The following is a 21,129-nucleotide window of genomic DNA, read 5'->3' on the forward strand; positions in this document are numbered from 1 at the left end:
CTGAGTGAGGGTCGGATCAGTGAGAAATCACTGTCCAAGTGCTCGTGGAATGAGTGTCCAAGTCAGCGTGGAATCGCTGTCCAAGTGTTCGTGGAATGGGTGTCCAAATGCGCGTGGAATCCGCAGGTAATCCACCCCCGCTGATGATTTGACCGTCCTGGAATCGATGGTTGCTACCGACAACACCCGCGGGCGCTTGGTCAGTTCTCGGTCAGCAAATGAGCGCCATTCGCATGCGTAGTACTCAACTGGCAGCAAGGCGTTAGGGGCTTTGAGCCAATCATCAAGCATGTCTTGGTACTCTTCGTTAGGGTATATCCTCAAAAACACGCCAGGGCATGCATGGGTCGGGACGGCTGTGTTGACGGCACCACATAGCACCTGCAATTCATCATCATCGCGGAGGTAAAGCTCTATCAGAATTTCTGGCAGTGCGGGCTTCCTGCCAGCGGCTCGCTGCGCTAGAAATTCTTGCACGAGCTCGGTGTTGAACCAGTGCGGGTTCAATTCTTCAAGAATACTCCGGCCCCCGATACGGCCGTTCAGGGCCAGGGAGACCGCTTCCATAAGGGTAGACTTACCGGCGTCATTGCCCCCAACCAAAATGTTCATTTTCGGGTTGGGGAGAAGGTTGAAATCCTTGTAGATGCGGTAACCACGGATGTGAATTCTGGTGATCATGGCTCGTCATTCCTTCGGCGAAAACGGTACCTACTCAACGTAACTCGGTCGGGGCCTCAATCGTTGAGTAGAAACCAGGGCACTCGATTCGGGAAAAGCAATGATGCGCAAATGGCGCCAATCCGCGTCGCAGGGTCTCGAAGCGACAGGTCATTATCCATCTGCGGTTTGCACACATCCGTCCAACGCTGAGCAACATCGGCCACCGTCCAAACCTTGTGGCCGATCTGGAACACATGGTTTATGCCATTAGGAACGAATGGCTGACTGAACTCCAGATAGCTTTGCGGGATGAAGATGTTGAGGTACGCGTGATCGAGACTCGCCAGGTTGTAGTCCAATTCCTCCTCCAGCGAGTGTCGCCCACTGATGAGCAGGACAAGCGCCAGTGTTTCAGAGGGCGAGTTGCTCAAGGGCTCCAAAGCAGCTGAGTCCTTGTCTGCGCGTGCCTTGAGATACGCATACACATCCGCTGCCGGCAGCAAGGGCCTAGCAAGCCGGCCCTGATGCTCAACGAGAGCGTTGATCAGCGTGCTAACGACTAGCTCGCCAAGACCATTCAGGTCATCGGTTTTGATGGCTGTAAGGAACGCGACCCAGTACGGAGCTTCGTCTTCGCTCATACCAGCACACGTGCTGGCATAGTGCTCCAGCAGAAGAGCGCTCAGGTGCTCCAGTGCTTCTTTGAGTGGAGCATCACAGATGCCGAGTTCACGAGCCAGATGCACCGCAGCGCCCGCCCAGCCCAAAACCCGCGATATGCGCTGCGGAAGGTAGAACAGGTCGGGAATACCATGACGGCACAACGAGGTGGGATTCTCTCGAAGTGCATGGACGATATCGCAAAGCAGCTGCTCAACATCCCCTACAATCTCGTGGGCAAGTCCCACAATGCAGTTGCGCGCGGTGCTGTCCTTATGGGACGACTGAAGGAGCAGAGCCACACATGTCGCGCTCAGCTCTACTCGCGAGAAGCTGTTGGCGTGACGCCTTGCGCTCTTCTCCAATGATTGCCATATCCCGCCAATGAAGGCGCCTGCTGAGTTGGGTATGTCGGCCAAGCGATCAACGAATTTGGTGAGGACAGGAAAAAGTTTATCCGGGGTGAGCTCGTGTTCCGGGGCGAACACGAGCGTGTAGAGCTCGGCGGAATGGCTGCTGATGGCTTGTCCAGCTGGGGATGTGGGTATGATCCCAGTGATCGCCAGCAAAGAGGATGTTGGATTCTCGGTAGCATGCGGATTGCCAAACAGCGGCATGTGACCGTAGAGATTGACGCCCCATACGGATGGCATTTGCCCTCCCTGGGTCTGTTCTGCCACATACTGCGCAGCGGGTCGGCCTATATCCAACAGATCGAGCATCCTGGCCCGGGAACCCGTGTCGATCTCTCCACCCAGCACTTTGAGTAACGCGAGGGTTCCATACCCACCACGACTGGTCTCGCCAGCGTACTGATCTGCCGCGGACGACACAAAAAATGAAACGCCGAATGTCTTGGCTTTACCGATCACTTCGGGCTTCAGCAGGATGCCTAGGTTGGAAACCATACCGCCTGCGTTGCAGGCATCTATGATGACGTTACAGTGAGCAGCTTTGAGCTCGTTGAAGTACTCGAACAGACGACTTAGGGCAAACCCTGTGGTTGAAAGGCGATCACCTCGGGTATCGCTCAGGCACAGGAAATAACTGTCATTGGCTTCTCCGCCATGGCCTGCAAAGAAGAGCGTGAAACTCTCAATCTCATCGTACCTGTCTTGAATATCAAGCAGCGTTGCGTCCAGTTGATGCCGGGCCGGAGATCTGAGCAGATAGGCGTCCGCTGGCCGGATACTGCTCAATGGCCCTGTGGAAAGCACCGTATGGATAGTAAACGCGTCACGCTCGGCTCCAGACAGCTTATTAAGGGCCTCGTAATTGTCACAACCGATGCACAACAGAACTTTCGCCATTACTGCTCCCTGCTCCGAAATTTAGACTTCCGTGCGGTTTCCTCTGCCAACGCCTGGGCGATTTTGAGCTTCTTAATCTCCTCGGCCCTCGCCAGCAGTGCTGGATCTTGGAGCGAAGGATCAGAATGTAGGCGTTTGACGAGGCTGGGGTGCATGCGGAATTCTGGGAGGGATACTTGGCCATCCCGACCCACCGAGCATTCGACTTGCTCGATAGCCTTGAGCATCTGCTCGCCCAGGCTCCCTGTGGAGCCATCAATGATGTTACCGCTCTCCTCACACGTATCGGAGATCATCTGGTAAAACGCTTTGGCATAGCTGTCCGCCATGCTGTTGGCTATCTCATCGACTGTGCGTTCGATGACGTCGAGCCGACCCTCCATAATGTCCTCGAGGCGCAACCTTGTTTCGTGCTTAATCGTCTTCATCTGGTCGACCCGGCCCGGGGCATAGCTGTGATGTGACTGCCACGATCCTCCGTGACTGAAGTGCTGTACTTCATCGCCGCCACCCACTTGCCTGCGCGCTTGGTCGAGTCTATCCCCTGTAGCTTTCATGAACGTTTTCATGACGAGTTCCGCCTGAGCGTCAAACGGGAAAGGATGGCCCTTATCCTTCATGTCTCAATCCTCACTGATCAAGTCTGGCCGTGCAGACTGCGTCGCCGCCAGCAACTGGGAAGCAAGTCAGAAAATATCATCGTCATCACGGACCGCGGCGAAGCCAGACAGATCAACGTCAAATGCCCTGTTGAGCCGTAACAGCGCGCGTTCATTGGGTGGATCCCCAGCGTCGATGCACCCCGAGGCATCTGCGAAAATGACGATTGCATTGCTCCCTGTCTTTGAGCTCGGGTAGATGATCCCGTCGATTTGATGATCATCCACGGTGCGGTAGACGTGTCGAAAATATTCGGTGACGACTTGCGTCGGAACGTATTCAGCATGGGCACGATCGCTTCGCTCGATCGGCTTGGTGAAGTCCTCAATGAAGTCTCGCATGAAGCTGAAGTATGGCCTGAATGTCTGAAGTACAGGATCGAACAGACTCGGTACAAAAAAAGATCGGGATAGATCAACAATTCGAAGATCCCTAATAGGCGCAAACTCTCCGGTCGCAGCCTTCTTTAAGGTATCTCCAGCTGGGTCGTAGGTTTCACGAATAGCCGTTTCTTGATCAAACGCACCGTAAAACATGGGAATGCCAACGGGGCTCATCCGATTCGGCATATTGGCATGAGAAGCTGGTGGAGGCCCAAGCTCACATGATCTGGTGAGTTGAGTTTCAGGATCGACGATGCGAACGCGAAAAATCGGCTGGCCTGCGGGCACTACTGCAACCAAGTCGAGTTTTTTGACTATGCTCCCCAGCGTTTCAAGGATGTCGACCGGGTTCATCTCATCGTGCTGGTCAGCCGCATACGAAGTATTAATAGCTTTGTAAAACACAAATCGCGCGGTGTGAATTATGAACTTACTGAAACTCTGCCAACCGTAAACCAGAGTTCTATCTATTGGTAATGAATAGGGATCTCGCTCGCACCATGCCACATCGTATATGGATCCAGCGAGAGTATTAAACACCTCTTGCGAGCACTCGGGGCCGTAGTTATACAAAAGCTCCCAAGTGCCGTAAACCCGCCCCTGCCATCCTCCTTCCCGGGTTTCGTAAGCAAGTCCCTCGTTAGCAGCGTCGCCCCACTCTAATGAGAGGCTTGCGACAACGTGCTCGATCACATCATTCATGTCAACGACGCGTCGGTTTTGGTCGCAATAGCTACAAATTCCTCGCACCGATTGTTTCTTGACAAAGGCTTTGAGGCCGTCATCTTCGATGCAGCGTACGCATACGAACGTGTCCTCGACTCGCGAGAAACCGCGTTCCATGTCCTCTTCCATCATCCTCTTGACTCCACCCATACACCGGCCTCCTCATTCACAAAACAATGCAGGATGAAAAATCTTAGGGACACTGGGGCCTTTAGCGACCATCCATCAGGGCCTGTGGTCACGAATAGCACATGATCAGGGGAGCTGCGGCTGGAGCCCCCATTATCTTGGTGCTTTCCTCAACTACCCAGGCGCCAATCGGCCACACCACCTGGAGCACCAAGAGAATTGTGAAGGTCAAGAAGGCCCGAAGCAGGAACTCATGGGTCATTTTGATGCCGGTCACTTTTTCATTGACCAGCGAATAGTTATGTAAAACAGCGCGGGCGAGCTGTTTTGCTAAGCTCGCTTTAGGCGATCCTTCTTTCCAGGTGCTGGCTAACTCCCCTGGGCCTAGCTGAGCGAAACCTGCAACTTTCAGCGTTTTGAACGCCCATGCCCCTGCGCTCAGCAGGAAGGCGACCGCCAACCCAAAAAGCAGCAGCCCCACAACGCTCAGCCATTTGCTAAATTTGCCGCTCCACAGAGTTGGCAGTAGGGACACTAGGACAGGTATCAGCGCCGTAATGGCGGCGAGGTAAATACCTGCTTTAGCGTCAGCCCCCTTGCGACGGTCAACCTCTGCATCGAATAGCCGGCGAGATTCGTCGAGCACGACGTCGCTCTCGGTCGTCCAATCCCCCTCCTGAACTGACTCACCAATTTGTTGCTTCCACGCTGAATCTGCGGCTTGTTCAGCAGGTGACAATGAGATGATAGTCGGCCATAGCCAACGGAGCCGATCTTTAAGATTGGACAATTGTGTTCCCCGTCAGCTCGTCTACGATCGCTGAAGCAATTGGATAGCCCGTTAAATTCTCGATCCAGGCCCACTGCCCGTTCGGGTTGATCTCCAAGAACCACAATTTGCCCTCTCGATCGCAAACCAAGTCGATGGCGCCGTATCGGAGGCCAAGGCGCCTAACGAGGGTCACGCATTGAAGCTGAATACGGCGCTCAAGAACTATCTTTTCGTGGCGAAGATCAGGCCGACTACCCTTCCGCCAGTCTGTTTCCGTTTCTTCGTTATCTTGTGACCAGATCGCCGTCGCGAAGACGCGCTCACCCACGACAGTCACTCGGACATCGTATTGCTTCAAAATTTCTGACTGGACAATGAATGGGGTCAGCCTGATTGCTTCCGCCTGATCATCCTCAATCTCAGCAAGTCGGGAGGTGAAGATTACTCGCTCCGTTTCACCCGCCAACACCGCCTGCCGAAGGGGCTTACCTATAGCCTTGCCGAGTGCATTGATAGCTTGAGCGCAGGAAATGTCATTCGTCACAAAAGTTTGGGGGACATTGAAGCCAATCTCCTGCGCGAGCAGGAGCTGCATCGGTTTGTCCTCAGCCATAAAGATCTTGGTGGGGGAGTTCAGCCACCGTCCCTCTAATCGGGAGTAGAGGCTTTTGAGAAAGCTACTCCACTCTGCTTCAGCGTAGGCCCGCTCGCCAGGATCTGCGACCGTGTCCGGTACAATAGGAGCTCCTGGTCTACGAAAATAGGCGCCAGTTATCTGCGAACCACGAACAACCACCCCGTCCAGTGAAATAGACCAAGCATCTCTCGGAGAGTCTGCCATTGAGCACAGCGCTTCGGGCAGCAGCTCGGTATTGAGTCGGGAAAAAGGCTGACCGCGCCGGCGAAGCTCAGCAACCACGTAGTCCATCGTGATATCACGGCGATTTGTCACCAACAGCAGCATGATGCGCTTCCAGATCAGTCTGAGTAGTAACGTGTGTCCAAGCCGAACGTAGGATCACCATTGTCATCACGCTCCAGCTCGACATTGGTTTTCGTGATCAGCTCAAGGATGTGGTTGGCATTGCACCGATCGTCTCTCTCAGTGACCGCATCAGTTTTGGTCACGAGCTGCAGCAGGTGGTTAGCGGAATCGGAACTACGCAAACCGCCCAGATCTGCCGAATGTCCACGATAGGGACTAGGATCGTCGTCATCGCTTTCGACCTTCTGATAGGTTTTAGTCAGCAACTCAATCTGCCAGCACGCCTCATCATCTTGCTCGGCGTTGACCTTAGTCTTAGTCATCAGCTCGTTCAGAGCACCGTCGGCGATGATCGGGACTTCACCATCCTGGGCCTGAACCGCCCACATCTGGAGCTCCGGGGAATACAAGCCCGGGATACTGTCCTCTCCTGTTCTAGGCGTCGCAAATCTAGATAGAAAGGGCGACATTGTATGCAGAGCTCCCAAGCTGGCGTCTCCTGTGCCGGCAAGTCGCGAAAGGCGACAATGCCTGGACAATACCATTTCGCCAGCATTACGGTAAACGACTGCGGACAGCGTGGAATACCCAAACGCAAAGCTCAATCAGCTGGTGTCGTTATGCCTGCAAACCTAGCCCTCATGGAGAAGGCAAGGTATGTTCTGAACAATCCCCTAGGTAATGGGCACGATGAAGACATCGACCAAATACATCCTGCACGCCAGTGAAGGCCATGAACTCGAACTGCCTTGCGGCAAATGTTGTTCAAAGACGTTTCACCGCGTGGTTTGCTCAGCTTGTGTCGAGTCCTCTCGTGAAGACCAGCACAATTTCCATGAGTGGTGGGTCGACAATCAGATCGTCCAATGCCAAGGCTGCAAAACGTTTTCGTTTCGCATGGCCTCTGGCGATTCAGAAGACCGCGATTATGATGACGATGGACACCTGCAGCCGTCTGTCATTGAAAGCCTCTACCCACCGCGGATGGAGGGGGTCGGCAAGCTAGGACTTGACGTCTGGTGGCTTCCCCCTTCTCTCAAAGCTATCTATGACGAATCTCTGAAAGCACTTTCTGGGGGGCTGCCCGTGCTGGCCGCGATTGGGATGCGCGCACTCCTGGAAGGCGTATGCAAGGAGAAGCAAGCCAAGGGGAAAAACCTCCACCTTCAAATTGAAGACTTGGCGTCCCGAGGAATCCTGAACCCTCAGAACGCGAAGATCCTGCACAAGGTAAGAGGGCTCGGAAACGAGGCTGCACACGAGTTGACGGCACAGAAGGCTTCGCAGCTAGCCTTGGCCATGAACATTCTTGAGCACCTTCTCAGAGACGTTTACGTCAATCCGAGACTGTACGAGCAGGAGTTCCCCACTACTCCTGCTCCGTGACCTCCGCCTCAACACTCCGTCAGATCTCGCCATGAGGTGACAGCCAGAGCTAAACCCTCGGCACCGACGCCCAGAATGGCCCTGAGATATATTTGAGCATGAACCACCAAGCGTAGACGATTGATTCTGCATAGATCTGGTCGTCGTCAAGCAGCCCATGCGCAAAGGTATTTCTGAGATTTGGGCCATATGGACTGCAGAACACCGCTCGGACTTCGAAAGCTACGTCATCGCCAAGCAGCTCTGCTACCCCTTCGACGTCCATGAGAGTGCTCAATCCATTTTCGGTAACGATTCCATCAGCACTGGTCGTCGAAGTGTTGAGACCTGCCTCCTTCATTCTGTGTCGAATGATCGCCTCCATCTGAGGAATGAGGAAATGGGCTGCCATGCCAAAATCCCCTACGAACCCCCAGTACAATCCCTTCCCGATCATCTGCGCTCGATTAGGAGGCACGAGTGACGACGCCTTAGCCAGTTGAACCATGTCGCTCTCTTTGATGCAGTGTGCTTCTGAGATGATCGCGAGTGCCGGCAAAACGCCCCCCCTCACCGTAAGCTTGATGGTGTGCAAATGTTCGCTGACCATCTTGGCCTGGACTGTGTACTCGTCCTCCTCAGTCAGTTCGGTTCCGAAAGACAGCGGAGGACGCCTGGCAATCACTCTGCCAGTTTCATCGAAGAAGACTGCTTCAGTCAGGGAGCTGACTATCCCAGTACGTAGTGACTTCAGCGCTCCCTGCCGGGATTCAGCGGGTGAGCAAAAGGGGTACATATTTGCGAAATTATAGAGGGCAGTACCGAACGACTGGCCTTCAATTAGACGCTTAGTACGCTTTACCAGTTTTGTGATGTCTGTCCGAGTTGAGATCAGATTCATCTGCTCAACCACTTGGGCACCGGTCTCTGCAATTCTCTTGCGGAGAACAGGCAGAACCTTATCGATAGCTAGCTCGGCGCGAAATGTCCCTGGAACAGATCGGTAGATTTGAAGAGCATTCTCTAAAGCGTTTTGCGCCACAATCGGGTGCGTCTGCTCCCCTCTTAGCTCGGCCTCTGACACCCAAGTCTCAGCAACGGCCACCGTCATTTTTGCAGCAAGCAAGCCGCGATCAAAGAAGGCGAAACCTCGACCCGCCATCTCGAAACAACGACGAGCCCTAAATACATCCTTCTTGCTCATAAAGCGGTGGCCAAGCTCAGCCATCTTTTCGGGTAATTCAGGCACATCGGGATGTTCAAGCCGGTACTCAATGACCGTCTCGACCAGCCCGACAGCAAATGCCAGCTCCTTCTGAACCGCCTGTTCGATTGCATCCATGATTATCTGCGTAAGGTTCGCGAGCCGCCCCTCAGCACCTTGGCCAATCATCTTGGCCAGGGACAACGCCCTCTGGAAGCACTCTCTACCTTCTTGGTACCAAACCTCATCATTCAATGGCAGCGTCGCATAGCCATCTATGGCGGCTCGCGCATGCCGAATGTGCTTGAGGCGAGGAGTAATCCAGAGGAGATCGGAGACCCTCGCCTTCAAGAGACCGTCAGGAAGGCCGTCGACCAAATCCTTTAAGAACAAGTACTCTTCGTCGAGCATGGTGGCCGGAGACATCGAATGCCGGTCGCCAATGAGTAGATAGGGTCTGAACGGTTCATTTCTGTTGGTAGTTTCCAGCATCATCATGCAGAGCTCCGCCAACAGCCACCAGACCCTCGCTGCCTCAAACTCCTGGGCCTCCGAGGCGGCCTTTGCCAGTCCTGTTATCGCCCCGGACAGGGCCGAATAAGTCGGCTCAATGTTAGAAGTGGCCTGCTCGAAATCGGTTATGCAAAACGCACCGACCTTCAAGGGGGTATCTTCAGGGTAACGAGGGCTATGCTCCGGCACGACGTTCTCTCACGAATCGAAAGGAACGCACGTTTTACGATGAACCAGTCAGAAAAGCCAAGCTTCCGATCACGCCATCAGCCACTGTGGAGTGGTACACGGTTTGTGCCGATGCAAGCGAAGCGCGCAGGCCGCTGGCCGAAAGCGGGTGGGGAGACTAGTTCTATGAACATCAATCGATGAACAATCGACCTAATTTCCAGAGAGCTGAGTAAGCAATTTCGGGGCACGTGAGCTTCTCATGAACATATTACATCGCCCACTTGTTAAATGACGTATTGGGCGAGCAACGTACACGCTGTCAGCGTTTCGTAATCCCTGGACGGAAATTTTCTAAACCTGGAAACCGTGAGCATCGGAAAATCAAGGCTTTGCCCTCCATCGCCTAACCCAGCGCTTCTCTGACCCATTTTTTGAAGCTGGACGATCTAGGCGTGAAAATCCCAAATGTCAGAGCCAACTGATTCCCTAGCATACTCCTCTTCACGATCCATCAAGCGCCCCCCATCGGGAGCGTCTTGCCTGCCGACAAACGACGTCCGAAGCGTGCCATCCTTCTTCGAATGATCGCCGGGATTCTGAGCTGGCCGGCCGTTAGCATTCATTGTCTACACTGACTCCGACATATCAGAACCATGACTGCCCATGACCCGGACGCTGAGCCCGTTTCCGATCTTTCCTACCATGCCGACGTTCGTGCGCTGTATAAACGACGGCCTGGATTTCCCTGCAAACATTCACGTCTTGGAGCGCTTATCGAAGGTTGATGAGTCCTGTCTCCCTGTTGAGATGTGCCGTCACGCAGCGGACTTCATTCTGGAGTCGATGCGTATCAAGCGTACACCTTGGCCTGGCCGATACTCGGATTACTCAGCCGTCCTCCAGATGGCCCTAAACTGGAGCTTTCTCGTAGACCGGCGCCCAATCACCCAATGGGATAACGCTGCCTTCACGGAATTCCTAGGCTTCATTAGTCAACCGGATTGCAACTGGATCAGTCGCAGTCCGGCAGGCAGTCGATTCAATTCCGCTGGACAGCCTGTGCTCACTGCCCAGCCAATTAATCCAGCCTGGCGCCCGTGTTATCGACGCGATCCTGACGCTCCGATCGTGAGCACGGTGATGCGACAAGTGCGCGGCATCACCTATGGCTTCCTCAGTTACTTGAATCGAATTGGCGTCCGGGAGCAGCCAGCGCCCGCTATGGCTAAATCACCGGAAGTCCCCGATAGCAAGGGCTTGGAAACCGCTAACTTTTTGTCCCACGAAATTGATTGGCTATTCGCATATCTTCAGAGCAAGTGCCAGTTTGATGTTGAGCTCCAGCTCTGCAGGTTCGTACTGGCTGTGGCGAGATTCACGACGATTCCTTTGGCCGATTTGTCCCCAGACGCCCAGCATGTCGGTTTGTTGAGCCAATTTATGACTTATCCGCGATCACCTGAGCCTGGTGATCCGCCTCGCTGCAGCCCCTGGGTGTTCATCGACAACCCTGGAGCACCTCTGGAAACCCATAGGCCGTTATGCCTTCAATTCGTTTTGATCCTGAAAGACTACGTTCAATCACGAGGGATTTCGATCAGGGAGGCACTTCCTGATGCTTACACACTGCCGGAAAATCGATCATCGAAAGGAATGCCGACAGGAACTGCCCAGGCAATGATTCGACGGCTACGTGGCGCAATTGCTGAGGCAGCTAGGGGCGATAAAGTGCTTCCGAGTGCCTCAGAAACCGCCCTGAAAATCGAGCAGTTAACGTTCAGCCAAGTGCGTCGGTCGATGCGTGCCTTGAAAATTTCCCAAATGCTCATTGGCGAGTTCCCGCTGACCTTTCTCTTGGAGGTCGCCGTCCGCGTTTCAGCGGCGTTTCTAGCCGTGTTCTTCTTTCTGAAATTCAGTGGTCGACGTGGAATTAGGCAGCTTTCCCGATTCGAGCTCGTGGTGATCCTCACCTTGGGCTCAGCCGCAGGCGATGTTACCTTTTATGAAGATGTACCCCTCCTCCCATTTGCTGCTCTATCGCGGAACCGTCTACATGATGAGACGCAGCAGAACATGCGAGGCCTGGATCGATGGGTTGCCCATCACGGTAGTAAAGGACGGAATGTACGAGATCCATTCGCTGCGAAATTTGAACATCTCATCCAACGAGCTCTTCATGGAACTGCGCCAACAAGGCGTGGAGCATCTCGGCCAAGTTCGACTCGGCCTATTGGAAACCGATGGCGATATCAGCCTGTATTTCTATGGGCCAGATGATACCTGGCCAGGGCTGTCGGTGCTCCCAGTCGAACATCGTCCAGAGTACCTGGCACCGCCGAACGCGGGCTTACATTGTTGCGTCAGCTGCGGCTTCCCAACCTTCTATGAACCTCAAGACTCAGTCGTGTGTGAACGCTGCGGACATAACGTCTGGTCACCTGCACTGAATACCATACGCAACCGCTAGAGCACATCCACTCAAGATCGCGGAGATTGGACAGGCATCGCCTTCACCGACGGGTTTATTCACGTACTTTTCACAGGCGGTGTGGGAACGTTAGCTATCCCTACGTGTGATAGAAGCTCCCTTGCCCGCCTAGCAGCGGGCTTTCTTTTATCCGCCGACTCATGGTACCTGATTGTTACTGTCGTCTTTGCTGCACGCTTAAGTAGGCTGGTCCACCGTTCTACGTGCATGCCGCGCCACGCCAACGGCTTGTGACAACACTGAGTGCGGTTGCAATGAGCAAGAATATGCCGCTGGCGATGAAGGTAGCCTGATAACCCATCCCGTCGTACAGCATCCCTCCTGCAGTTGCACCAGCAGTGATAGCCAACTGAATTACTGCGACCATCAACCCACCACCAGCTTCTGCATCGTGTGGCAATGCCTTGGCCAACCAGGTAAACCATCCCACCGGTGCACAGGTCGCGGCCAGCCCCCACAGCCCCAGCACTGCGGCGACTGGAACAAGCCAGCTACCAACGACGACTATGGCGAATGCGATGGCAGTCATGATCAACGGTATTCCAACCAAAACCTTGTTCAGACTTTGACTAACAAGAGAGCCGGCTAGCATGGTGCCTACCAAGCCTGCGGCACCGATGATCAAGAGCAAGAGCGAGAGAGTGGGCACATCTACATGCGTGACCGTCTCCAAGAAGGGCCGCAGATACGTAAAGAGGGTGAACTGCCCCATGAAGAGAAACGCAACTGCGGCCATGCCAAGGGCAACCTTGCTATCCCCAAGCAGGCGCAGCGAGCCAGTGGCCGATATTTGAATCCGCTCACTCGGCATTGCCGGCAGCGTGAAGGCTTGCCAGATCAACGCCAGTGCAGCCAAAGGCACCACGCAAAAGAATGCCCCTCTCCAGCCGACCATGCCACCCAGATAGCTCCCAACTGGCGCCGCAATTGCCGTAGCCAAGGCTGTACCGCCCTGCATCACAGCAATAGCCTTCGGAACGAGTGCCTCGGGCGCGATGCGCATCATCACTGCGGTGGACATCGACCAATAACCACCAATGGCAATCCCAAGCACGGCACGCCCAACCATCAACGTCAGGTAGTCAGGGGCAAAGGCCACCATGCCCCCGGAAATTAGCATAAGCGCCGTCGTGGCCAGCAGCACAGGCTTGCGGTCGATCCCTTGGGTTACGGTGGCTAGTAACAGGCTGGTGATTACAGCAAAGAAACCCGATATAGAGATGGCCTGCCCGGCCTGGCCTTCAGTCAGTGACAAATCGGATGCAATTGGTGTGAGCAAACTCACAGGCAGAAACTCAGAAGCCACCAAGGCAAAAGCACAGAGCGACATCGCCAGGACAGCGCTCCAGACCTGACGGTTTGAGTGTTGAAGGGGTATTGCTGGGCTGCTCATGGCAATTCTCGTTGTAGCAATTTCAAAAGACACGGATGCCCACGCCCTGCGTGGTGCTGGGCCTGGAAACAACACCCTTTTACTTGAGGTTTTCGCGGAAGAAAGTTGTCAGCTTGGTGAAGGGGATCATCTCTACGCGGTCGTACAGATCCACATGGCCAGTGCCCGGGACAATCACGAGTTCCTTGGGTTCGCCGGCAAGGCGATACGCCTCTTCGCTGAACTCCCGGGAATGAGCCTCCTCTCCTGCGATGAACAACATGGGACGAGGCGAGATCGTCTCGATGTCATTGAACGGATAGAAGTTCATGAACCTGACGTTACTGGTTAGCGTCGGGTGCGTCGTCAGAAGCGGCGACAGCCCTTTGGGAGTGAACTCACCACGAGGTGTGCGGTAAAAGTCGTAAAACTCCCGCTCGATGGCATTAGAGCTCTCAGTTAGCTGATCCACCGTGCCACTGGTGTACTTAGTTTCGCCTCCGGCAAACTCGACATCACGCTGGGCTACTGCTTCGGCGATAGCCTTTTTGCGCTGTTCGACCGAGACGCCATGCTTGAGTCCATTGCGGTTGGCGGCACCCATGTCGTACATGCTGACCGTTGCAATCGCTTTCATGCGTGGATCAATTTTCGCCGCACTGATGGCAAAGCTGCCGCTGCCACAGATACCCAGCACGCCAATACGGTTCCGATCAACGAAACCTTGAGCACCGAGATAGTCAACCGCCGCACTGAAGTCTTCGGCATAGATGTCCGGCGACACTAGATTGCGCGGACGCCCGTCACTTTCGCCCCAGAACGACAGATCGATGGCCAAGGTGACGAAGCCCTGCTCTGCCAGCTTCTGGGCATAAAGATTCGAGCTTTGCTCCTTGACCGCCCCCATCGGGTGCCCGACGATGATTGCGGGATGCTTGGCGTTGACGCTCTGTTTTGTGGGCAGATACAGATTACCGACAGTGGTCATCTGGAACTGGTTCTTGAAGGTGACACGCTCGAGTGAAACCTGCTCACTCTGGTAGAAATTGTTGGCCCCATGAGACATATCGGCGGCTCCCGCAGTGAGTGAACTGACCATCAAGGCAAACGCAACGAACAAAGACTTCATGCACATCTTCCTGTCTGCTCGAAATGGAAGGAATGTGAGAGGACATCGCTCACGGACGCTAGAGTCATCTCATCTGCCACCTATGTTCCTCGCGTGAACCAGCACATCAGTAGAGCAAACCGGTAGTTTTCTTGCCCAATTGTCCAGACCTGGTTGGCTGGGCATGGACACTGAAAGCGACGCGCGAGTAGTGTTTCGCTACACGCTGATCGGAACGCTCACCATGCCCGCAACCGCACTCCCGCCTTCACGCACGACCCCAATGGCCACACTGTGCAGGGTCATCGGTGCCCACGCGCCCACCGCTGGAGATTTCGCGACGAGCATTGCAGGCCTAAGCGTCTATCGACGCAACGCACCAGCCCCACCGATTACGTGCATTGTCGAACCAAGCATTGTTTTGGTTGCGCAAGGGGCAAAGGAAATGGTTATCGGCGGTGACGTATTCCCATACGACACGACTCGTTTTCTGGTCACCTCGCTAAACATTCCCGCCAACTCGGCGGTGACAATGGCCAGCGAGGAAGCGCCCTGTCTTGGCTTGGTGTTCAAGCTCGATTTGCGCACACTGGCCGAATTGATCGCGCAAGATGGTCGCCCTCCTGTGAGCGGTCAGTCCTTTCACACCAGCGCTGGAGTTGGTGGACTGGGCCAGAAGCTGTTGGAGAGCTTCACCCGCCTGATTGAGCTGTTGGAGGAGCCCGATGCGATCCCGGTACTCTGGCCCTTGATTCAGCGAGAGATCCATTATCGGTTGCTGCTAAGTGACCAAGCCCCTCTCCTGCGCTATATCGCCTCCGTTGGCAGCAAGGGTCATCGAATCGCAAAGGCCATCGACTGGATGAAGCTTAACTACGCCGAGCCTCTGCGGGTGGACGAGCTGGCCTCTCAGGTACAGATGGGCCTCTCGACATTCCATCAGCACTTCCGACAGCTCACCGCAATGAGTCCACTGCAATACCAGAAATGGTTGAGGTTGAACGAGGCAAAACGCTTGATGCTCAACGAACACCTCGATGCAGCGACCGCCGCATTCAAGGTCGGCTACGAAAGTCCATCGCAGTTCAGCCGTGAGTACGGGCGCCAGTTCGGCACGCCTCCAAAACGCGATATCGCGGAGCTGCGTTTAGGTGCGGAAAGGTCAGCTGCCTCCACGCCCAACGCACCCTGATCCAGCCTATAAGACGTCGCCCAACCCAGGATGCTAGGAGATGCAATGAGAAGGAGCACACCCCACAAGCCTTTACCTCTAATAACCGAAAAGGCCGCTCTCTATCGATGGTCTGGTCTGCAGCACCTTGCTTGGGTGGGTGGACTACTGGCACTTGGTTTAGCTCAGACAGTTCCGGCCAGCGCATCTGATTTCCAAACGGCGAAGGCCGGCGAAGCGAAAGCTCAACAGGAGAGACCCTGCATGCAGATGTCAATAGGCGAGCGGCATTACAAAATCAGGTTGGCTGACACTGAGGCAGCTCGTGCCTTCTCCTCGTTGTTACCGCTGACGCTCGAAATGGCCGATCTCAACAGTAACGAAAAGTATGTCGATCTCGCGGTATCACTCCCCAAGGATGCGAGCGTTCCAGGAACGATCAAAGCAGGGGACGTCATGCTGTATGGATCGAAGACCCTGGTGGTCTTCTACAAGACATTCAAAACGCCTTACTCTTACACCCTTATCGGAAACATTGAAAACCCCGACGGCCTGATGCAGATGCTTGGCAGTGACGATATCCGAGTCGAATTTTCCCAACACTGAAAGCCAGCTGGACATCTGACATCACGCAAGCTCCTACTCGCTTCGGAGTGCTTCAAGAACAACCCTGAAAGCAGCGGTTTGCTGCCGGCGCGTGGGGTAGTAAAGATGATAACCAGGGAAGAATTCTGACCAATCAGCCAAGACCTCTTCAAGGGCACCGCTGCCGATATGCTCCTGCGCGTGTACATCGGTCACCTGGGCCAAACCCACCCCTGCCAGACAGGCATCCAGTATCTGCAACGAACTGTTCATGATCAGGGGCCCTTGCACCCGGACACGAAACTCGCTGCCATCATTGGTGAATTCCCAAGGATAAAGGCCGCCGTGCGTAGGCAACCGCAGGTTGATGCACCTGTGGGCCATCAACTCCTCGGGGCGGCGGGGTACTCCATACCGCTTCAAGTAGGCGGGTGAGGCTACGGTAACCATCCGCATGGGCGGCCCAATGGGCACAGCCACCATATCTGCATCGATGATGCCGCCCAAACGTACACCCGCATCGAATCGTTCGGCAACGATGTCAGTCAGGCCGTAATCGGTCATAAGTTCAATCGTGACATCCGGGTAGGACTCGATCACCGGCTGTAGTTTCGGCCATAAAACATGGCGGGCGGCGAACTCATCGGCTGTGATCCGCACCGTCCCTGAGGCGTGTTGTCCGAACTCGGTCAGGCCATTCAGGTGACCATCGATCTGATCCAATAGCGGCGCGATATCTTGAAGTAGTTTCTCCCCAGCCTCCGTTCGCGTGACACTCCTAGTGGTGCGGGTGAGGAGGCGAACACCGAGACGTTCCTCAAGACCCCTTACTGTCTGGCTAACGGCTGAAGGTGACACACCCAATCGTGCCGCTGCCCGGGTGAAATTACTTTCCCTGGCTACGGCCACAAAGACCACCAGATCGCTCAGATTGTCTGATTTCATTGTTAAGCTCAGCTTCAAACCGATTTCTTGATTTTGCTAATACACGAATTAAAGCGCGGTCGCTACAGTTGTCTCAATTACATTTTTGGGAGGCTAAAACAATATGGCGGACAACAACCTTTCCAGCGTGGCCATGCAAGTCCACCGTGCAGGGTCGGCCAATGCGATCCAAGGGCCTGCTGAATGGTTCACGGGGCGAGTACGCATCGACCGCGTCTTCACAGCGCCTGCCCCCGCTAGAGTTGGCGTTGCGGTGGTCAACTTCGAGTCAGGTGCTCGTACCCACTGGCACACTCATCCTCTGGGCCAAGCCTTGCTAGTGACCGATGGGGTGGGCTGGACGCAATGTGAAGATGGCCCGAAGACCGAGATCCGCGCAGGTGATCTGATCTGGTGCAACTGCGGACGCCGGCACTGGCATGGCGCGACCGATACTACGGCTATGCAGCATGTCGCGATCAATGAATACATGGATGGCAAGGCCGTCGATTGGCTGGAGCCAGTGACTGACGTTGTCTACCTGAGTGGCCCGCTGGAAAAAGGCTGAGCTGAGGTCACGTGCTACCCAAGATCTCTGACAATGAGGGTTTCCAACATGAATGCTCACCCCATTACAGCTGCGATATGCCTCTCTACTTTGCTACTCGCATCGAGCGAAGCAGCTGAAAATGCCTCACCCCGCCAACAGGAAATAACCAGAGCGGGTAAACAGGCCTCTATGGTTGGCCCCTCTCAATTCTTCACCGGTGACGTCCGGATTGATCCGGTGTGGCCTGCGGACTCGGGTATTAGCGCCTCGGGAAGCTTCGTGACATTTGAGCCGGGGGCACGTTCTGCATGGCATACCCATCCTGCTGGCCAGCGGCTGGTGGTCACTTCGGGGTTAGGGCTGACTCAACAATGGGGCGGCCTTATCCAGGAGGTTCGTCCTGGGGATGTCGTGTGGTGCCCTCCAGGCATTAAGCATTGGCATGGAGCTGCCCCCACAACGAGCATGACGCACCTTGCTGTTACAGCGACAGCTGAAGGCAAAAATGTCCACTGGTTGGAGAAAGTGACCGATGAACAATACAGCGGGCCGCGTGCTGAGTAAGTGGATCAATGCCGGGATAGCAACCACATTCATGATCGGACTAGGCGCTACGGAGATGGCCTCATCTGATCCAATCGGAACGCGCAATGTCATGAGCCACCCCATTTCATCCCAATCAAATTCCAAGTCGCTGAGCGAGCAACAACAAGCGGTTGTCGTCGTAGCCGCGCTTGCTGCCATTGGTGACTTGCCCCGCTTGAACACTGCTCTGGATCAGGCCTTGGATTTGAAACTAACGGTCAGCGAACTGCGTGAGGTGCTTGTACAACTTTACGCCTATGCCGGCTTCCCCCGATCTCTGAACGCGCTGACGGAGCTGATGCAGGTGCTGGAATCACGCAAACAGCGCGGCATCTTTGACGATCCAGGTCGCGAACCTAGCCGTCCAATACTTCAAGGTGACGCCCTGTTGGCCGCAGGTACCGCTAACCAGACGAAGTTGTCGGGTTCGCCGGTTGAGGGGCCACTGTTCGATTTTGCCCCGATAGCTAACCAATACCTCCGCACTCACCTGTTTGGTGACATATTCGAACGAGATATCTTGGATTGGAAGACGCGTGAGCTGGCCACAGTGGGAATGCTTTCCGCGCTTGCAGGAGTCGAGCCACAGCTTCAGGCACACATGCGAATCAGCATAAATACAGGAGTTACGATTCCGCAGCTACGTCATCTCTGTCAAACCTTGAGTGACAGTGTGGACACTCAGGCCGGTGATCGAGCCGCAAATGCTCTAGAAAAACACGTGGCAAGCACTGCCGAGGGATGATTAGCCGTGGACAGATGATCAACTGTGGCACGCTCTGGGTAATCAAAAGTGCCCTACCGCTGTTTTGCGAGCTCGCCTATGACAATGGGAAATGGCCCAAGAACGTAAGAAACTTTCACACTGATGCCACGACCCTGGCCGCCATGAGCGATGGGGAAGAACTGCCTCACCACGCCCTGCTGGACGCCAGAATAATCGCCGGCATGTTCTCCAGAGCAACGCCTGGCTAGAGCTCGACCAGCTCGCCTTCGATCCCATGCCGAAAATGCGCAGGCATGTTATTGGCGATGTTGAAATCCACCGGTACGCCGATCAGTGCCTGGAGTTCATCTTCAAGGCTGGCTATGTCGAACAGCGAGATTGGGCCCGCTCTACCGGAGGGAATGGTGGCGAGTATGTCGAGGTCGCTACCTTCATGATCATCACCCCTCACGGTCGAGCCGAATAGCTGGGGAGATACGAAGCCATAGGATTCGACCAAGCGCTTTATGGCTCCTTCTTTGCCACGGATCGCATCGCTAGGCTCATCGAATTTACTGGCCTTCGAGCGCGCCTTCAGCTGAATCTCTTCACTCAGCTTCTGCAGATGAAGCTGATGCTCGCGAGCAACGCTATCAAGCGTTTCCTGATTCAGAAATGCAGGGCGTTGGCGAACCATCTTGTGATCAAAGGCCCGAGCCGGCACTTTTTCTGGGGCTGCCCGAGTACCACGAGTCATCTTGTTCGCCTGATGGTTAAACAGCTGGTGTCAGTGATGAGTTTTTAGGTAGCAGAGCGCAACTTTTGCACCTTGCATGTTGGTGACCGATCTCGGAAGGCCGGTTGCTAATGGCCTTTCTCTGTGGGGCCGAGGGCTCGGAGCTGCTAGTCGGTGACGGCCTGAAAGCGATGCTCAGCCAACAGCCTGAGGCGCTCCAGCTCGGCTCCAACCACCCCTTGAGCCTGGGCCTGATGGTACAGCGTCAGGGCTTCCACGGCCTCCGTATACAGGGGGTAGTCAGGCATGAGCACCTTGCTCAGATCTCGTTTCACGAACTCACCTTTTCGCCATGGCTATCCTGACATGACGCCATGCTACCAAGGCGTGTGTTTAGCCTACCACTGCTGATCCGCTTGGACTGAGTGGGCGTACATCAATGCTTCGTCCGCGAGCTCCAACATATCGGCCAAGGTTGCTGAGTCTACGGCGTGCGTATCACGTAGCGCATATGCGTGATGCAGAAGCTCCCTGTGATGTTTCTTAGGTGCGAGGAGCAGAGCCTCGGTGTCGTTGAGCAGCTGCCGCCACTCTTGGATCGACATTACGGGCAGATTGGTGCCTGTCATGGCGGTATTCTCTATTACTGTATGGGCATACAGTATTCGGAAAATGCCTGGCTGCATAGGTACTGCGGACGAAATGCGTCTCCGATGATCACAGATCAGTCGCTGGTACGAGGTACGTTTTCGCTGTGGGTGGCGATAGCTCGCCCAGATGAACTACCTGACAGCATCACCAAAGAAAAAGCCCCCGTGAGGGGGCTTTAGCAAACCATCGGTGAAGCGTGTTACTGGGCGAGCCAGTCTTCCACCACATCAGAGCCGTACTCGGCTTTCCATTCCTTGAGCAGCTTGTGATTGCCGCCCTTGGTCTCGATGATTTCGCCGTTGTGCGGATTCTTGTACTGCTTTACTTGGCGGGCACGACGTGGGGCTTTCTCTGCAACAGCAGGAGAGGCGGCGCGACGGCTAGCTTGGGGATCCAGGATGTTGATAATGTCGCGCAAGCTATAGCCATACTTGCTTAGCAGGTCACGAAGCTTGGTTTCAAATTCGATTTCTTTCTGCAGTTCGGAGCTACCTTTCAGCGATTCCAGCTCTGCAAGTTGTGCGGCGAGTTGCTGTTCAAGCTGACGAAATTCTGCCAGACGAGACATATTCGATCCTCAAACTGAAGGGAAACAGGCGGAACATCCTAAAGCATCCCGCGAGCGATGTCCTTTAATAGGACGTTGGTGCTGGATCGTCGTTCGATTTAACTAGGTTTAAAACTTCTCGAGACCAGGCAATTATGCCTGGCC

General features: G+C 54.8%; 19 protein-coding genes and 2 pseudogenes. 7 read left to right on the forward strand and 14 right to left on the reverse strand.

Translation table 11 applies throughout. The annotated features are described in order from the left end of the window. Positions 1-27: 27 nt before the first annotated feature. The 7 genes from J5M58_RS08220 to J5M58_RS08250 all read right to left on the reverse strand — a co-directional run bounded on the left by J5M58_RS08220 (position 28) and on the right by J5M58_RS08250 (position 6,677). The gene (locus J5M58_RS08220) at positions 28-681 is read right to left on the reverse strand and encodes an AAA family ATPase (RefSeq protein ID WP_207877808.1); all 654 of its coding nucleotides are present in this window, start codon (positions 679-681) and stop codon (positions 28-30) included. Between the two features lie 56 nt (positions 682-737). After that, the gene (locus tag J5M58_RS08225) at positions 738-2,633 is read right to left on the reverse strand and encodes a caspase domain-containing protein (protein ID WP_207877809.1); all 1,896 of its coding nucleotides are present in this window, start codon (positions 2,631-2,633) and stop codon (positions 738-740) included. Further along, positions 2,633-3,253, reverse strand: coding sequence for a hypothetical protein (locus J5M58_RS08230; protein ID WP_207877810.1), 621 nt, complete (start codon positions 3,251-3,253; stop codon positions 2,633-2,635). The genes J5M58_RS08225 and J5M58_RS08230 overlap by 1 nt, the downstream gene beginning before the upstream one ends. A 66-nt stretch (positions 3,254-3,319) precedes the next feature. Further along, complete coding sequence (locus tag J5M58_RS08235; RefSeq protein ID WP_207877812.1) at positions 3,320-4,552, reverse strand: HEPN-associated N-terminal domain-containing protein; 1,233 nt, start codon at positions 4,550-4,552, stop codon at positions 3,320-3,322. An 88-nt stretch (positions 4,553-4,640) separates the two neighbouring features. Continuing rightward, positions 4,641-5,321: a hypothetical protein gene (locus tag J5M58_RS08240; protein WP_207877814.1), complete on the reverse strand. Its 681-nt coding sequence runs from the start codon at positions 5,319-5,321 to the stop codon at positions 4,641-4,643. Then, positions 5,308-6,267 carry a hypothetical protein gene (locus tag J5M58_RS08245; protein ID WP_207877816.1) on the reverse strand — a complete coding sequence of 320 codons (960 nt, stop codon included), beginning with the start codon at positions 6,265-6,267 and terminating at the stop codon, positions 5,308-5,310. The genes J5M58_RS08240 and J5M58_RS08245 overlap by 14 nt, the downstream gene beginning before the upstream one ends. A gap of 14 nt (positions 6,268-6,281) precedes the next feature. After that, entirely contained in the window at positions 6,282-6,677 is a 396-nt protein-coding gene (locus J5M58_RS08250; protein ID WP_243432258.1) for a hypothetical protein, read from the reverse strand. 301 nt (positions 6,678-6,978) lie between these two features. Here J5M58_RS08250 and J5M58_RS08255 point away from each other — a divergent pair, with 301 nt between their 5' ends. Next, the gene (locus tag J5M58_RS08255; protein ID WP_207877817.1) at positions 6,979-7,674 is read left to right on the forward strand and encodes a DUF4145 domain-containing protein; all 696 of its coding nucleotides are present in this window, start codon (positions 6,979-6,981) and stop codon (positions 7,672-7,674) included. A gap of 49 nt (positions 7,675-7,723) precedes the next feature. Here the strand turns inward: J5M58_RS08255 and J5M58_RS08260 are convergent, their stop codons facing one another. Continuing rightward, a complete protein-coding gene (locus J5M58_RS08260) occupies positions 7,724-9,520 on the reverse strand; it encodes a DUF4209 domain-containing protein (RefSeq protein ID WP_207877818.1) in 1,797 nt (598 codons plus the stop codon). Between the two features lie 1,818 nt (positions 9,521-11,338). Here J5M58_RS08260 and J5M58_RS08265 point away from each other — a divergent pair. Next, positions 11,339-12,008: pseudogene (locus J5M58_RS08265) on the forward strand (DUF421 domain-containing protein). 220 nt (positions 12,009-12,228) lie between these two features. On the opposite strand, the gene J5M58_RS08270 reads toward J5M58_RS08265, so the two are convergent. Beyond that, positions 12,229-13,422 (reverse strand): MFS transporter, encoded by a 1,194-nt coding sequence (locus J5M58_RS08270; RefSeq protein WP_112251791.1) that lies wholly within the window; start codon positions 13,420-13,422, stop codon positions 12,229-12,231. Between the two features lie 79 nt (positions 13,423-13,501). Then, the gene (locus J5M58_RS08275; RefSeq protein WP_112251792.1) at positions 13,502-14,530 is read right to left on the reverse strand and encodes an alpha/beta hydrolase; all 1,029 of its coding nucleotides are present in this window, start codon (positions 14,528-14,530) and stop codon (positions 13,502-13,504) included. A 262-nt stretch (positions 14,531-14,792) separates the two neighbouring features. On the opposite strand from J5M58_RS08275, the gene J5M58_RS08280 reads away from it, so the two are divergent. Then, a complete protein-coding gene (locus J5M58_RS08280; RefSeq protein ID WP_243432262.1) occupies positions 14,793-15,701 on the forward strand; it encodes an AraC family transcriptional regulator in 909 nt (302 codons plus the stop codon). A gap of 45 nt (positions 15,702-15,746) precedes the next feature. Then, positions 15,747-16,286, forward strand: coding sequence for a cyclophilin-like fold protein (locus tag J5M58_RS27870; RefSeq protein ID WP_243432259.1), 540 nt, complete (start codon positions 15,747-15,749; stop codon positions 16,284-16,286). Between the two features lie 33 nt (positions 16,287-16,319). Here J5M58_RS27870 and J5M58_RS08290 read toward each other — a convergent pair whose 3' ends face one another. Then, entirely contained in the window at positions 16,320-17,210 is an 891-nt protein-coding gene (locus J5M58_RS08290; protein WP_207877819.1) for a LysR family transcriptional regulator, read from the reverse strand. 103 nt (positions 17,211-17,313) lie between these two features. Between J5M58_RS08290 and J5M58_RS08295 the strand changes: the two genes are divergently transcribed. The 3 genes and pseudogenes from J5M58_RS08295 to J5M58_RS08305 all read left to right on the forward strand — a co-directional run bounded on the left by J5M58_RS08295 (position 17,314) and on the right by J5M58_RS08305 (position 19,069). Beyond that, positions 17,314-17,757, forward strand: coding sequence for a cupin domain-containing protein (locus J5M58_RS08295; RefSeq protein WP_207877820.1), 444 nt, complete (start codon positions 17,314-17,316; stop codon positions 17,755-17,757). Between the two features lie 48 nt (positions 17,758-17,805). Continuing rightward, positions 17,806-18,285 (forward strand): annotated as a pseudogene (locus J5M58_RS08300) (cupin domain-containing protein); the annotation flags it as partial. Continuing rightward, a complete protein-coding gene (locus J5M58_RS08305; RefSeq protein ID WP_207877824.1) occupies positions 18,272-19,069 on the forward strand; it encodes a carboxymuconolactone decarboxylase family protein in 798 nt (265 codons plus the stop codon). The pseudogene J5M58_RS08300 and the gene J5M58_RS08305, both read left to right, overlap by 14 nt. A 226-nt stretch (positions 19,070-19,295) precedes the next feature. On the opposite strand, the gene J5M58_RS08310 is transcribed toward J5M58_RS08305, so the two are convergent. From J5M58_RS08310 to J5M58_RS08320, 3 genes are all read right to left on the reverse strand, one after another. Beyond that, positions 19,296-19,787 carry a nucleotidyltransferase family protein gene (locus J5M58_RS08310; protein WP_243432260.1) on the reverse strand — a complete coding sequence of 164 codons (492 nt, stop codon included), beginning with the start codon at positions 19,785-19,787 and terminating at the stop codon, positions 19,296-19,298. Positions 19,788-19,933: 146 nt separating this feature from the next. Then, positions 19,934-20,101, reverse strand: a complete 168-nt coding sequence (locus tag J5M58_RS08315; RefSeq protein WP_207877826.1) for a hypothetical protein — start codon at positions 20,099-20,101, stop codon at positions 19,934-19,936. Between the two features lie 515 nt (positions 20,102-20,616). Beyond that, positions 20,617-20,985: a histone-like nucleoid-structuring protein, MvaT/MvaU family gene (locus tag J5M58_RS08320; protein WP_207877828.1), complete on the reverse strand. Its 369-nt coding sequence runs from the start codon at positions 20,983-20,985 to the stop codon at positions 20,617-20,619. Between the last annotated feature and the right edge of the window lie 144 nt (positions 20,986-21,129).

This window comes from Pseudomonas sp. 32_A (assembly GCF_017490905.1).
Lineage (GTDB): Bacteria > Pseudomonadota > Gammaproteobacteria > Pseudomonadales > Pseudomonadaceae > Aquipseudomonas > Aquipseudomonas inefficax.